This window comes from Eubacterium maltosivorans, from assembly GCF_002441855.2.
Taxonomy (GTDB): domain Bacteria; phylum Bacillota; class Clostridia; order Eubacteriales; family Eubacteriaceae; genus Eubacterium; species Eubacterium maltosivorans.
Genome location: NZ_CP029487.1, coordinates 240,650 through 254,788 on the forward strand (window position 1 = coordinate 240,650; position 14,139 = coordinate 254,788).

11 protein-coding genes are annotated in these 14,139 nt (G+C 52.2%); 9 read left to right on the forward strand and 2 right to left on the reverse strand.

Annotation, left to right across the window (positions count from 1 at the left end; genetic code table 11):
• Nucleotides 1–6: 6 nt before the first annotated feature.
• From CPZ25_RS01230 to CPZ25_RS01270, 9 genes are all read left to right on the forward strand, one after another.
• The gene (locus CPZ25_RS01230) at nucleotides 7–1,155 is read left to right on the forward strand and encodes a uroporphyrinogen decarboxylase family protein (protein ID WP_096919418.1); all 1,149 of its coding nucleotides are present in this window, start codon (nucleotides 7–9) and stop codon (nucleotides 1,153–1,155) included.
• Nucleotides 1,156–1,188: 33 nt separating this feature from the next.
• Nucleotides 1,189–2,733 (forward strand): FGGY-family carbohydrate kinase, encoded by a 1,545-nt coding sequence (locus tag CPZ25_RS01235; protein WP_096919419.1) that lies wholly within the window; start codon nucleotides 1,189–1,191, stop codon nucleotides 2,731–2,733.
• Nucleotides 2,734–2,752: 19 nt separating this feature from the next.
• Nucleotides 2,753–3,385: a cobalamin B12-binding domain-containing protein gene (locus CPZ25_RS01240; RefSeq protein WP_096919420.1), complete on the forward strand. Its 633-nt coding sequence runs from the start codon at nucleotides 2,753–2,755 to the stop codon at nucleotides 3,383–3,385.
• A gap of 531 nt (nucleotides 3,386–3,916) precedes the next feature.
• Complete coding sequence (locus CPZ25_RS01245) at nucleotides 3,917–5,410, forward strand: FGGY family carbohydrate kinase (protein ID WP_096919421.1); 1,494 nt, start codon at nucleotides 3,917–3,919, stop codon at nucleotides 5,408–5,410.
• A 213-nt stretch (nucleotides 5,411–5,623) separates the two neighbouring features.
• Complete coding sequence (locus CPZ25_RS01250) at nucleotides 5,624–7,345, forward strand: FAD-dependent oxidoreductase (RefSeq protein WP_058694987.1); 1,722 nt, start codon at nucleotides 5,624–5,626, stop codon at nucleotides 7,343–7,345.
• Nucleotides 7,342–8,586: an NAD(P)/FAD-dependent oxidoreductase gene (locus CPZ25_RS01255; protein ID WP_096919422.1), complete on the forward strand. Its 1,245-nt coding sequence runs from the start codon at nucleotides 7,342–7,344 to the stop codon at nucleotides 8,584–8,586. The genes CPZ25_RS01250 and CPZ25_RS01255 overlap by 4 nt, the downstream gene beginning before the upstream one ends.
• 6 nt (nucleotides 8,587–8,592) lie before the next feature.
• Complete coding sequence (locus tag CPZ25_RS01260) at nucleotides 8,593–8,958, forward strand: DUF1667 domain-containing protein (protein WP_058694985.1); 366 nt, start codon at nucleotides 8,593–8,595, stop codon at nucleotides 8,956–8,958.
• A gap of 11 nt (nucleotides 8,959–8,969) precedes the next feature.
• Nucleotides 8,970–10,379 (forward strand): FAD-binding oxidoreductase, encoded by a 1,410-nt coding sequence (locus tag CPZ25_RS01265; protein WP_074616114.1) that lies wholly within the window; start codon nucleotides 8,970–8,972, stop codon nucleotides 10,377–10,379.
• Nucleotides 10,376–11,503 (forward strand): HAD family hydrolase, encoded by a 1,128-nt coding sequence (locus CPZ25_RS01270; RefSeq protein ID WP_096919423.1) that lies wholly within the window; start codon nucleotides 10,376–10,378, stop codon nucleotides 11,501–11,503. The genes CPZ25_RS01265 and CPZ25_RS01270 overlap by 4 nt, the downstream gene beginning before the upstream one ends.
• Nucleotides 11,504–11,518: 15 nt before the next feature.
• Here CPZ25_RS01270 and CPZ25_RS01275 read toward each other — a convergent pair whose 3' ends face one another.
• Nucleotides 11,519–12,673: an FtsW/RodA/SpoVE family cell cycle protein gene (locus CPZ25_RS01275; RefSeq protein WP_096919424.1), complete on the reverse strand. Its 1,155-nt coding sequence runs from the start codon at nucleotides 12,671–12,673 to the stop codon at nucleotides 11,519–11,521.
• Nucleotides 12,674–12,801: 128 nt separating this feature from the next.
• A complete protein-coding gene (locus CPZ25_RS01280; RefSeq protein WP_058694981.1) occupies nucleotides 12,802–14,019 on the reverse strand; it encodes an iron-containing alcohol dehydrogenase in 1,218 nt (405 codons plus the stop codon).
• Nucleotides 14,020–14,139: the final 120 nt, after the last annotated feature.

Sequence of the window (14,139 nt, forward strand, 5' to 3'; positions counted from 1 at the left end):
ACAAGAATGAATTCGAGAGAACGTGTGATGGCAGCGGCCAGCCACCAGGAGCCCGACCGGGTGCCGGTGGATATGGTCCTGACCATTGATGTATACAGAGATATGAAAAGACTGCTGAAGATGGACCATCTTCCAGACACACCCAGAATGGGCCACTGGACCGATGTCCAGATGCCGCTGGAGATGATCCAGGCGCTGGATCTGGACATGTACTACATTTCGCCAAGATCGGCCAAATCAGCCCATTCCAGACAATTTGAGGATGGCAGCTTTACCGATGAATGGGGCTGTTATTGGAAAAAGACCATGATCGACGGCGGACATTTTTACTTTGAGCTGCAGAACCCGCCTCTGGCCGACGCCACTATCGAGGATCTGGAAAGCTACGACTGGCCCGACCCCACCGATCCGGCGCGCTACCAGGGCCTGCGCGAGGAGATGCAGATGGTCCGGGACAAAAGCGACCTGGCGATTCTGGCAAAATTTGCCGGCGCTGTCTTCGAGGTGGCCACCTATATGCGCGGTCACGAGCGCTGGTACCGTGACCTCATCAACAATCAGGAATTTGCCCACGCGCTGCTGGATAAAGTCTGTCAGATACAGAAGGAAATCGACCGTGTCTGCATCGACGCGGTGGGTGAATACGTGGATATTCTGCGCCTGAGCGGCGAAGATCTGGGCACACAGGACAGCCCGCTCATTTCACCAAGAACCTTCCGGAAGGTGGTAAAACCCCATCTCGAGGAGCTCTGGGTGAGCGCGAAGACAGAGCTGCGGAAGAAGAATCCCAACGGCAAGGTCATGCTTCACAGCTGCGGCTCGATCCGCCCCTTTATCCCGGATCTCATCGACTGTGGCATCGACATTCTGGACCCGGTACAGCCGGGCGCCAACCACATGAACCGTTACGAGCTGAAACAGGAATTCGGTGATAAAATCGTCTTTCACGGCAACATCGATATTCAGAAAGTACTGCCCTTTGGCACAAAGGACGAGATCACCCAGGAAGTGCGCGACGCCATTAAGGCACTGGCGCCAGGCGGCGGCTTTCTGCTGTCACCGGCCCACAATGTTCAGAGCGATGTGAGCGCGGAAAATCTGGTGCATATGATCGAATGTGCCCACGAATTCGGCGTTTATCCCATTCAATTGTAAGCGAATAAAAAATAATTTTTGGAGAGAGTAGAGATGAAAAATTATATTAGTGGAATCGATATCGGAACAACCGGCGTAAAAGTGATTATTTTTGACATGGAGGGCGCCACTGTCAGCAGCGCTTACCGTGAGTATCCCTGTACCTTTCCGCAGTCGGGATGGGTAGAACAGGACGGGGAAATGACCTGGCAACAGACTTGCGAGGCCACCCGGGAAGCCATCGCCAAGGCAGGCATTGATCCTGCGGAAATCCGCGCCATCGGCCTTTCCACCCAGCGCTGTACCTTTACCCCGGTGGATGAAGCCGGCATGCCTCTGCGGTCTGCCATCTCCTGGCAGGACAGCCGTTCCTTTGAGGAATGTGAAGAGATCAGCAGCCTGGTGGGCGCGGAGCGTTATTATGAGATCACCGGCCTGCCGGTAGGCACGACCTGGTCAGTCAGCAAGATCATGTGGATCAGGAAACACCAGCCGGAGATTTATGCGAAAACTTATAAGTTTGCCATGGATCAGGAGCGTATTTTAAACAAGCTCGGCGCAGAGGGTTACTTTGAGGACTGGTCCAATGGGTCCCTGCAGGGGCTGATGGACATCAAAGCCTTTGAGTGGAGCGATGAGCTGATCGAGGCTCTGGAGCTTGACAAATCCAAGCTGCCGACCCTGGTGCCGTCGGGCAAGGTCGTTGGAAAAATATCAAAAGAGAGCAGTGTGCTCACAGGTTTTGCCGAGGGAACGCTTCTGGTTTCAGGCGGCGGCGACCAGCAGTGTGCCGGTATTGGCGCAGGTGCGGTGAAAAAAGGTACCATTGAGGTAACCATTGGCACCGCAGGTGTCACCCTTGCTTATATGGACGAGCCCATCTACGACGGCAGCATGCGCCTGCCGTGCTCAGCCCATACGGTTGCGGGCAAGTGGGAAACAGAAGGCCTGCAGAACGCGGCCGGAAGCTCCCTGAAATGGTACCGGAACGAATTTGCCGTACCAGAGATAGAAAAAGCAAAAGCTCTGGGAGTTGACCCTTACGATCTGATCAATGAACAGGTAGAGGGGATACGCCCCGGCAGCGACGGGCTGATCTGTATCCCGTACTTTGCCAGCTCGGCAGCGCCGAACTGGGACCCCTTTGCCCGCGGAACCTTTATCGGCCTGACCCTGGGCCACAGCCGGCAGGCCATGGCGCGGGCCATTATGGAAGGCGTTACCTACGAAACTCGCGAGATCATCGACCAAATGATTACAAACGGTGTCGAGGTTGATGAGATTGTGCTGAGCGGCGGCGCCGCAAAATCCGACGTCTGGAACCATATCCAGGCAGACATTTACGGCAAGTCCTGCAGTATTCTGGCCGTAGAAGAAGCCACAGCGCTGGGCGCAGCAATTCTGGCGGCCGTGGGAGCAGAGCTCTACGCAAACGTGCGTGAAGCCGTTGCCCATATGGTGAAGATTGTGGCGGTTTGTGAGCCCGATATGCAGCGGCACGCGCTGTATAATGAATATTTTGAAATATACAAGGATGCCTACCAGGCGCTGAGAAAGGCAGACGTCTACGAACGCCTGGTGAAACTGGCATTAAAATGAGAAAACAGAGGAGACAAGAATGAATATATTGGATCAGATTAAGAATGCAGTTTATGAAGGTTTAGAGGACGATACGCCGTCCCTGGTGCAGACTGCAGTGGACGAGGGAGCCAGTCCACAGGCTGTTCTGGATACCATGATGGCAGCCATGGAGATGGTGGGAGAGGAGTTTAAAAACGAAGAGATATACATACCGGAGGTGCTGTGCTCGTGCTACGCCATGCAGAATGGGTCAGAGGTGCTGAAGCCGCTGCTCACTGAAAACCAGCAGACAGCCGCCGGAACCATTGTGCTGGGAAGTGTAAAGGGAGATATGCACGATATTGGTAAAAACCTGGTAAAAATGATGTTTGAGGGCCGCGGCTTTAAGGTAGTGGATATTGGCATCGACGTGCCTGAGGAGCGCTTTGTGGAGGCCGCTGTACAGGAAAGAGCGGACATCGTGGCCTGTTCTGCGCTGTTGACCACCACCATGCCCGAAATTCCTAAAATCGTTAAGGCTTTTGAGGATGCGGGCGTTCGGGAGCAGTTTAAGATTATGATTGGCGGAGCGCCCATTACGCAGGATTTCTGCGATAAAACAGGCTGTGACGCCTTTGCCAAGGACGCGGGAAGCGCCGCCGAGACAGCCGTACAGATCTGTAGTCATTAACAGAATTTAAGCACACTGTGGAGACCAGTGTGCGGATACGGTTGGCAAAGTCGTTCATGAGCTGCAAAGAGAAGCATGAAGCTTTGAGAGTTGAAAATTGAAGGTGGAAAGTGGAAGGTTATGGAACGTTTTCGCTTTGGCTCAAGCGATTTAAACAGCGGCCTTTGGCCGCATTCAATCAAATCGGCCAAAGGCTGATTTGAACCTGAACTTTCAACCTTCAACTATCCACTTTCAACTTAAAAAGCCTCTTTATTAACGTTTTGTCTCCTAATATTAAAGTTTGACTATACTCTGAGCACGCTGTTGGAGACCAGTGTGCTTTTTTAATTGTAAAATTTGCAAAATTTAAAAATAAGTTGACAAACAACCAAAAAGCATATAATATTAACATAAAGTCAATACAAAATACATAAAAAGTGAATATGTAAAGCATTTACAAGCGAAAGAGGAAAGGAGGTTTCTGACACCGTAGCTGAGCATAAGGAAGACAACTGAATAATCATTTTTTGAGGAGTAAAGGAGTAAAAAATGAAAAACTATGTTTTAGTCATTGACGAAGGAACAACTGGTACCAGAGCGCTGATTTTTGACAGGGAATTTAATATTGTGTCCCAGTGCTATGAAGAATTCACACAATACACACCGAGCGAAGACAAGGTTGAACACGACGCCATGGAAATTTACGACAAGAGTGTTCGGATGTGTAAGGAAGCCATGCTGTCAGGCGGCGTGGCGCCAGAAGAGATCGCCGCCATCGGCATTACCAACCAGCGGGCCACATGCCTGGTATGGGATAAAAACACCGGCGTGCCGTTATACAACGCCATTGTCTGGCAGGATAACCGCACCGCGGCCCTGTGTCAGGAAATCAACGACAGTGAATGGGGAGAAAAAGCCCGCAAAGCCACAGGCTGGACAGTAGCGCCGGTTTATTCCTCTCTCATGCTGCACTGGTATCTTGAAAATGTACCGGAGATCAAAGAAAAGATCGAATCCGGCGAAGCGCTTTTCGGCACCATTGACACCTGGCTGATCTGGAAGCTGACCGGCGGAAAAAGCCATGTGGTCAGCTATTCCAACGCATCTGTTATGGGGAGCCTGGATCTCCAGACAGGTAAGTGGTACACCGAATTTTTAGACTATCTGGGCATCTCAACCGACATTTATCCAGAGATCGTTAACGACTCCGGCAATTACGGTGCCACAGATCCAGATATTTTCGGAGCCGGGATTCCCATCTGCGGTGCCATTGCTGACCAGCATGCCGCGCTTTACGCCCAGGGCTGCCGTTCCAAGGGGACCTGCAAGATCACCAACGGTACAGGCTCATTCTTAGACATCAACATCGGCGGCGAATGTGTCGTCTCAGACCAGGGCTTAAACACAGTTATCGCCTGGAAGATCGGGGATGAGGTGAGCTATGCGCTGGAAGGCTTTGAAGCCGTCACAGGCTCAGCGGTCCAGTGGCTGCGCGACGGCCTTCAGGTCATCGGCAAATCCAGTGAATCTGAGCCTCTGGCGCGGTCCGTTGAGGACTCTAACGGGGTTTACTTTGTTCCCGCACTGGCAGGCCTCAGCGCACCCTATCACGATCCCTACGCCAGAGGCACCATTTTTGGCATCAGCCGCGGAACCACCAAGGCCCATATTGTACGGGCCACACTGGAGGGGGTCGCTTACCGCCTAAAGGATATTCTGGACGTTGTCGAAAAAGAATCCGGCGTAAAGATGACCGATATCCGTATTGACGGCGGCGCCTCCATGAACGATTTGCTGGCACAGCTCATGGCAGATATGCTTGACGCCCGTGTCGACCGTCCTCTATCCGTCGAAGCCACCAGTCTGGGCGCAGCCGAAATGGCCGGCCTGGCAGCAGGCCTCTGGACCGAAGCCGATTTCGACAAGTCTCTTGAAATCGACAAATCCTTTGAGCCGGCCATCACATCGGAAAAACGCGAAGAGCTGTACGCAGGCTGGCGTGAAGCCATCGAGCGCTCCATCGGCTGGCGCAAGCAGGCATAGGGACGAGTAAAGGAATAAGCAAAAGAGGTAGAGGTGAAGGGGAAAAGGTGGACTGTTTAAGTTTTAGTGGATAATGGTTAGTTGACAGTGGATAGTTACGGAACGCTAACTATCCACTATCCATGATCAACTGTCAACTCAAAAGTTCACCATTCAGTCAATTTTGCCGATACCTTGGAATAATGATTTTAAGAGATGAAAGGAGAGACAATCGTGTCCGATTGTGTTGCACAATTTTATCAGAAACTAGAGGACGATCCGTCATTAAAGCATTATAAAATTGAAGCCAGCGCCGACGCGCGCGGGGTCATTACCCTGACTGGCGAGGTGGATGTCTGGCAGCATGTTGTTGATATTGGCCACGCGGCTGGAAAGAGCGGCGTAAAAGGGGTTGTCAATAAGCTGACCGTTAAGGGGGCAAAAACTGCTCCGAGAGACCGGACAGAGGCTGTAAAGAAGGCTGAGACCACCGGTGTGATCGGCCAGGCCGATATTGTGGTCATTGGCGCGGGGGTAACTGGCAGCGGCATCGCCAGAACTCTGTCTAAATATAACAAGCGCATTATCGTGGTGGAAAAAGCCTCAGATGTGTCCGAGGGAACCTCCAAATCAAACAATGGGATGATCCACTCAGGTTACGACTCAAAGGCAGGCTCCCTGAAGGCCCTGCTCAATGTAAAGGGCAATGCCATGTACACTAAATGGCAGGAAGAACTTCACTTCAAAATGAACCGCTGCGGCTCCTTTGTCGTAGGCTTTGACGAATCAGACGACGCCTATCTGGAGCAGTACTATGAGCTGGGAAAAAAGAACGGTGTGCCTGGCATTGCCATTTTAAGCGGCGACGAGGCCAGAGCCATTGACCCGGCCGTCAACCACGATGTCATTAAGGCCCTGTGGACCCCCTCGGCAGCCTATGTTGAGCCCTACGAGGTGGTTGAAGCCCTCATGGAAAACGCCATTGACAACGGGGCAGAGCTTATGCTGAACACAGAGGTGCTGGGCTTTACCAGACAGGGCGGTCGGATAAGCGGCGTGGTTACCGACAAGGGGATCATCGAAGCAGCCTGTGTTATCAACGCCGCAGGCCTGTATGCCGACGAAATCGCAGAGCTGGCAGGCGACCGGTTTTACACCATTCATCCGCGCCGGGGCACCCTGGTGATTCTGGATAAAAAAATCGGCAAAACCACCAACAAATGCTTTATCGGCACACCGCCTAAAAACTTTACCAAGGGCGGCGGCCCGACCCAGACACCTGAGGGAAACCCACTGTGGGGCCCCTCAGCCATCGAGGTGCCGGAAAAAGATGATTTGGCAGTGGACGAAGAGGATGTGCGCTTTGTCATGGAAAAGGGTAAGCACCTGACCGAAGGCGCCTCCGAAAAAGACATTATCACCTATTTCAGCGGCTGCCGTGCATCGAATTATATTGAGGACTTTATCATCGAAGCGTCTGAGGTACTTGATAATTTCATCCATGTCGCTGGCATTCAGTCCCCCGGGCTGGCATCTTCACCAGCCATCGCCGAACGGGTCGAGGGAATTTACAAAACGCTTCACCCAGAAGCCACCGTGCGTGAGGATTATGACCCTATTCGTCCAGAGCACAAGGCCTTCAGGGATTGCAGCCTGGAAGAAAAAGAAGCGCTTATCGCCAAAAATCCGCTGTACGGACATGTGATCTGCCGATGTGAGACCATCACAGAGGCCGAGATCGTTGACGCCATACACGGTAAAATACCAGCCACAACTGTGGACGCGGTGAAGCGCCGCACCAGAGCAGGCATGGGGCGCTGCCAGGGCGGCTTCTGCGGCCCGAGGGTTGTTGAGATCATTGCCAGAGAACTGGGGGTCGCGCCTGAGGAAGTAACCAAGCGCGGCGCAGGATCAGAAATGCTGACCACAGCGTCCAGAAAGGGGGAGGAAGAATGAAGCAGATAAAGACAGACTGCGCCATTATCGGCGGCGGTCCCGCAGGACTGGCAGCAGCCGTGGAAGCCCATAAGGCAGGACTTGACACTTTGATTATTGAACGGGACCTTTCCCTTGGCGGTATTCTGCAGCAGTGTATCCACGACGGCTTCGGCCTGCTGCGGTTTAAACGCCGCATGACAGGAGGCCAGTACGCCCAGGCTTTTATCGACGAGGTCGAGACCAGTGGGATCGGGGTTAAACTGGATACAATGGTGCTGGAGATCCGTCCGGATAAAACCATTTACGCGGTCAACGAAAAGGATGGCCTGCTCGAGATCAAGGCAGGGTCGATTATTCTGGCCATGGGCTGCCGTGAACGCACGCGCTCGCAGGTTATGATCTATGGAACGCGCCCCGCCGGGGTGCTGACTGCCGGAGCGGTCCAGCGCTATATTAATATGGAGGGCTATCTGCCTGGTAAAAAGGCTGTGATTTTAGGCTCTGGCGACATTGGCCTCATCATGGCAAGGCGCATGACCCTTGAGGATATTGAGGTAAAAGGCGTCTATGAGATCATGCATACCGAGGGCGGCCTGACCCGAAACATCGTCCAGTGTCTTGAGGATTATGACATTCCCCTGCATCTGGGCACTACCGTGACCAAGATCCACGGCAGGGAGCGGATCGAGGGTGTTACCGTGGCAAAGGTGGATGAAAATCTGAAGCCCATCGAAGGAACCGAAGAATATATTGACTGCGACCTTCTGGTGCTGTCTGTTGGCCTTATCCCAGAAAATGAGCTCAGTGAACAGCTGGACATTGAGATGGACCCGAGGACACGCGGCCCAGTGGTGGATGAACAGATGATGACCTCGGTCCCGGGTATCTTTGCAGCGGGCAATGTGGTCACCGTGTTTGACTTGGTGGATTATGTCTCCCAGACCGGGGAGATGGCAGCCCGCGGCGCAGTCCGCTATCTGAAGGGTGAGCTTGAGACGGGCAGCTGCCGGGCCGTAGAAGCCGGGGATAACATCAGCTTTGTAGTTCCCCAGAAAATAAGCGGGACAGCTGGAGAGGTGCCGGTGTTTATGCGGGTCAGAAAGCCCGACGAAAAGGTAAGGCTGGTATTCAGCCAGGATGGGCAGTCCCAAAAGCTGAAAAAACACGCGGTGGTCAAGCCGCCGGAAATGGTCTGTGAGGTCATTGATCTTGGCAAAACAACAGACGGCCCCATCTGTATCAGCGTGGCAAAGGAGTGATGGAAAATGGAAAAAAGAAATTATACCTGTATTGTCTGCCCCAAAAGCTGTAAGGGAGAGCTGACAGTCAAGAATGACGGGACCTTTGAAACCACAGGCTTTGACTGCAATAATGGGAAAAAATACGCGGTCAATGAGTATACCGACCCCAAACGCATGCTGACCACAACCGTTAAAATAGAAAATGGCATTTTTAACCTTCTGCCTGTGGTCAGCAGTGAAGAGGTCAGCAAAAAAAGGCTCAGAGACTGCATCCATACCCTTTACAGCATTACGGTCAAAGCACCGGTCAGAGCTGGAGACGTGGTCGTTTCGAATATTTTGGACACGGGTGTTGACATTATAGCGGCACGTGACATTAAAGCAAAGTAAGGAGAATATTAATGAAAGAAAATATTGAAGGTTTTTTGAAAGCGGTTCAGGAAGAGCTGCCAGAGGTTACAGTACTCCGCCGTGAGGAGGAACGCCTTATCTATGCCCACGGCTGTTATCCCAGAGAATATAAATGGCTGCTTCAGGGGCCTTACAAGGTTCTGCCAGAAGCCATTCTTATGCCTGAAAACACCGATGAGGTCAGCCGGATCATGGCGCTTTCTCAGGAGTACAGTGTCGGGATTATTCCCTTCGGCGGCGGCTCTGGCATCGTGGGCGGCAGTATCGCCGAAAACCATGAAGTCATGCTGGATATTAAAAATCTCAAGGAATTTGAAATCAATCCTGTCAATTGTACTGCCGTGGGAGGCGCAGGTCTGACCGGTGCAGATTTTGAGAATATGCTGAACGAAGCGGGCTATACCTGCGGCCAGTATCCGCAGTCCTTCCAGAGCGCAGTGCTGGGCGGTATGGTCGCCACACGCGCGATTGGGACCTTTTCAACCAAATACGGTAAAATGGATGATATGGTCAACTCCCTTGAGGTGGTGCTGCCAAATGGCCATGTGCTGAAAACGCACAAAACACCTAAGGCATCAACCGGACCAGAACTGGATCAGTTGTTCCTTGGCAGCGAGGGCGTATACGGGGTTGTCACCAAGGTGGAAATGAAAATTTATCCAGTAGCCGAAAAGCGCTATTTTGAAGCCTTTACCTTTAACCGTACCGAGGACGGCCTTGAGGCCATCCGCCAGTTTGTCCAGAACAATGTGCACCCGGCAGTGGTCCGCCTTTACGACGAAGAGGAAAGCATTCCTAAAATGGAAAAATACGGCTTTGAAAAAGGCCACGTTTTTCTGGTCATTGGCTATGAAGGCCTGGAAAAGCAGGTGGATCTTGAGCGGGAATACGTTCACCATTACTGCGCTTTGAATGGTGGTGTACCTAAGGGAGCGAAGCCAGGCTATGACTGGTTCCACTCACGTTTTTCCACGAAAAAAATGTTGGACCACGACGCCATGAAGGGCGGCACAGCCGACGCCATCGAGGTGGCAGCCCCCTGGGACTGCATCGCCGATGTGTGGCGTGAAATGCGCAAAGCCCTTGAGCCAATGTGCAAAAGCGTTGACTGCCATTTTTCACACGTATACCATACCGGCGCCAGTGTTTATGTCATTTTCCACGCCCAGACCGGCGGGGATGACTTTGACGGTGAAAAGCGCTACATGGAATGCCTGGATACCGCTATCCGGACCAGCCTGAAATACGGCGGCAATGTCTCCCATCACCACGGCAGCGGCAAAGCCAAGGCTGAATACCTACCGCTTGAGCACGGCGAAGCAGGGATCGAGGTCATGCAAAAAATCAAGGACGCCCTTGACCCCAAGGGATTAGTGAACAAAGGAGTACTGGGATTATGAGAGAATTTACATTAGAACATTACGAAGACAAGCTGAACCATCAGGTGATCCATATGGATCAGGCCGTGTGCTATTGTCCGGAATTCCGGGCGAGCCACATGCTCCACGACTATCCCTCCCGTAAGCTGCAGCTGGCCCGGGCGGTCTTCAAGAACGAAATGGCTCCCAACGATTACATTGCAGAGCTGGTATTCCAAAGTATTCTGTCACGCCAGGGAGAGCGCTGGCAGAACTTTGGCGAAAGCCCTGAGGATTTGACAGACGTCATGATCCTCTGCCGCGAGCTGATGCTGGAAAAAGGCTTTGGAACCCAAACTGCCGAGTCGTTTAAAGATACCCTGAAGGCAGGCGGTGGACATATCCTGAAAACCGACGCGGCGGCGCTCAGACAGTGGCAGGAGGCTGTTCCGGTGCTTGAAGGCAGCAGTAACTTTCTCTTTCTGGACGACGCTACAGCCGCCCTCGCCGCTGACAGCGCATCAAGACTGGGGCAATGGTTCAGGTCAAGAGGGATTGCTTTTGAGCCTGAAATCGCCCCGGTTTTTGCAGGCTGGGAATACTTTGCTTACGGCATGGTGGAAGAAGGGATTAAATACCTGGAAGGCCTGATCAGCGGGCTTCAGGAAAAAGGAATAGAGGTAGTTTATACCCTTTCGGGCCAGACAACCTATCTGCTGACACAGTTTGCAGAAAAGCTGGGGATCAGCGTGCCTTTCCAGGTCGTTTACCTTCCCAACGAGCTGAAGCTGTTGAAAATCGAGGCACCCTCTTACTTTTACGGCGGCAGCTTCAACTGCCGTTTCCTGAGAAACGGCCAGGCCCTCAATGCGCTTGCCATCAACAATGACGAGACGCCAATCGCTGCCAGTATGGAATTTTTACCGCTGTTAAAGGCAGACAAGCGCGTCAATGTTTTAAATATCTGGCAGAAACCACTTGGCGCGGAGTATCATCTGACCGGCTTTGACGCCGAGATGGCAGACCGTATCCAGAAAGATGCCCTCGCGGATATTGAAAAAGCCGGAGCAGAGCAGATTGTCGTCTTTGAGCCCTATGCCTATGCGGCGTTAAAGACAGCGATGCCCGACAAGACAGTCCTTTACTACCTTGAATGTTTACAATAAAAAAGAAACAGCTTCTCAGAGTTTTTCAGAGAAGCTGTTTCTTTTTACGCTCAGAATAAAGCCTGCACAGAGAAAAGCACCCATAAGTGAGGAGCCGCCGCTGCTGAAGAATGGGAGAGGCAGCCCAATGACCGGCATCAGCTCAAGGTTCATGCCAATATTGATCACCGTTTCAGCAAGAAAAAGGGTAAAGACACCAATGGCAATGGTACGCCCCCTGAAATCATGGCTTCTTACGCCGATGGACAGGGTTTTATACAGAATGGCGGCCAGCAGTAAAATCAGAACCGCACAACCCGCAAGACCCATGACCTCAGCCAGATGGGAAAAGATAAAATCATTATTGGCGGCGGGAATATAAGTCGTATCGGGTTTAAAAAGGCCCAGACCAAAGAGCCCGCCTGCCTTAATGGCGGCCAGTCCCTGGTTTTGCTGGTATAGAATGGACCCCAAAGTCAGACTGTCCAGCCTTCCGGGGGCAAAAACAGCCAGTATGCGCGCCCTCTGGTAACCAGCCATCAGGTGCCAGACCAGAGGAGCAGCAGCCAATGCCGCAGCCGCAGTGCCGATAAAATAGCGAAGCTTGTGCTTAACCGACAAGAACATGACCAGGCCCGTGACAAAAAAGACCAGCGCAGTGCCGTCGTCACCCTGAAAGTGAATCAGAATAACGGGTGCCAGCAGATGGGCGATAAGGCCGCCGACTGCCAGGGGGCTGTCGGTATGGCGTACTGTGTACAGATGAAGGGAAAAGGTCAGGATAAAGCTTGATTTTGCCAGCTCGGTGGGTTGAAGGGCCAGGCCGAAGGGCAGGCGTATCCAGCAATAGGCGCCGGTATCGCCGGGGCTTATGCCAAAAGGGCCGGCACGCAGAAAGGTCAGCAGCACCAACAGCCAGATCACAGTTGTGTAGCTTATCCAGAGCGGTGTCATCCGGTGATAATCAATACGGCTTATGATCAGAGCGCAACAGAGACCTGCTGCCACAGCCAGCAGCTGGATCAGGGCTACACGATATTTTACAAGAAATTCCCAGAAGCTGGGAGCAGGGGCAGGGGACACGCTGTTGCACCACGAAAGGAGCAGTGTGACAGACAGCAGTGAACAGGCTGCTATCAACAGAAGATAAAAACCATCGGTGTCTCTGAAAAATGCTTTAAGCTTGGTCATGCCGCGCCTCCTCCCTTTTATGGTTTAGTTTACGCCTGAATACTTGTAAAAAACTGTAATTTATTTAACGCTTCAGAAAAAATCAATAAAAAAGCAGGCAATTTATATGCCTGCTCACATTTGTTTCTTTAGTCCGGCTGCTCAGGAGTAACCAGTTCTTCAAGCATAGCGACACATTCGTCATAATCCATGATTTTGGGGACAGGGTAGGTCGGGTTGGCTTCCTTGAGCACACGCCTGGCGAGCTCAGGAATATCCTCAATGCGAAGCGCATCAATGGTTTCAGGAATCCCCATATTGGCGTTCATTTCCTTAATCCGGTCGATAAAGCGATAGGACAGAATCTCCTCGCTGTCCCAGGGTTCGCCAAGGCCGGCGCACAGGGCAAGCTCTGAAAGCTTTTTCTGGGCAGCCTCTCTGGAAAATTCCAGGATATGCGGCAGGATAACCGCGTTGGCAAAGCCGTGGGCCACGCCGTAAAAGCCGCCTAAATTGTGCGCGATGGCGTGGACATAGCCCACATAAGCCCTGGTAAAGGCAAGGCCTGCGTCAAAGGAGGCGACAGACATATTTTGGCGAAGCTTCAGGTTAGAGCCATCTTTGTAGACAGCTTCCAGATCGCGCATGATCACCTCGGTAGCAGCCAGAGCCTTTTCCTTGACAAAGGGCGCGTCATAGTGGCCGATGTAAGCTTCGACCGCATGGGTGAGCGCGTCCATGCCGGTGCTGGCAGTGAGAGCCGGCGGCAGGCCGACCATGAGCTCAGGGTCCAGCACCGTTGCCAGCGGGACGAGCTTAGGATCGTTGATCGCAAATTTTTCATGATTTGAGGTATCCGTAATAACCGCACAGACGGTGGCCTCAGAGCCGGTGCCTGCCGTGGTGGGAACGGCAAAAAACGGCGGCAGACGATGGGTCAGCTTAAACAGACCCTTCATTTTTGGAATCGGCTTGTCATTGGTGACCTTGGCAGCTACGATTTTAGCGCAGTCCATGGAGGAGCCGCCGCCAAAGGCAATAACGCCGTCGCAGCCTTCGGTATAGTAGGCTTCCAGACCGTCATAAATATTTTCGAAGGTGGGGTTAGGCTGAACGCCATCAAATACAGCGTAGTCGATGCCGGCCTTTTTCAGGGCTTCAAGAAAGCCGTCGAGCAGTCCCATCTCCATTAAAGGTTTATCAGTAATAACGAGCGCTTTGTGCACATCACAGAGCGAAATAATTTCCGGGAAGCGTTTGACCATTCCAGGGCCCACCAGGCTTGGTGGAATGGGGAGCTTGAGTACGTTTAATACACCTTTCATCATAATATGCGATGTCCGGTACGGAATCGTCATCAGGTTCATAAGATTCACTCCTTCACTTTGTTATAGTCTCATTTTAAACGCTAAAAGAGTGCGGGTCAAGGAGAATTAAAAAACAGTTAAAAATATTGGGATTGCGGCAAGGAAAAATCAAGGTTATAA

Bases quoted from the DNA above. Each gene is read 5' to 3' on its own strand.
- CPZ25_RS01230 (WP_096919418.1), top strand. From the start codon at position 7: ATGAATTCGAGAGAACGTGTGATGGCAGCGGCCAGCCACCAGGAGCCC.
- CPZ25_RS01235 (WP_096919419.1), top strand. From the start codon at position 1,189: ATGAAAAATTATATTAGTGGAATCGATATCGGAACAACCGGCGTAAAA.
- CPZ25_RS01240 (WP_096919420.1), top strand. From the start codon at position 2,753: ATGAATATATTGGATCAGATTAAGAATGCAGTTTATGAAGGTTTAGAG.
- CPZ25_RS01245 (WP_096919421.1), top strand. From the start codon at position 3,917: ATGAAAAACTATGTTTTAGTCATTGACGAAGGAACAACTGGTACCAGA.
- CPZ25_RS01255 (WP_096919422.1), top strand. From the start codon at position 7,342: ATGAAGCAGATAAAGACAGACTGCGCCATTATCGGCGGCGGTCCCGCA.
- CPZ25_RS01260 (WP_058694985.1), top strand. From the start codon at position 8,593: ATGGAAAAAAGAAATTATACCTGTATTGTCTGCCCCAAAAGCTGTAAG.
- CPZ25_RS01265 (WP_074616114.1), top strand. From the start codon at position 8,970: ATGAAAGAAAATATTGAAGGTTTTTTGAAAGCGGTTCAGGAAGAGCTG.
- CPZ25_RS01270 (WP_096919423.1), top strand. From the start codon at position 10,376: ATGAGAGAATTTACATTAGAACATTACGAAGACAAGCTGAACCATCAG.
- CPZ25_RS01275 (WP_096919424.1), bottom strand. From the start codon at position 12,673: ATGACCAAGCTTAAAGCATTTTTCAGAGACACCGATGGTTTTTATCTT.
- CPZ25_RS01280 (WP_058694981.1), bottom strand. From the start codon at position 14,019: ATGAACCTGATGACGATTCCGTACCGGACATCGCATATTATGATGAAA.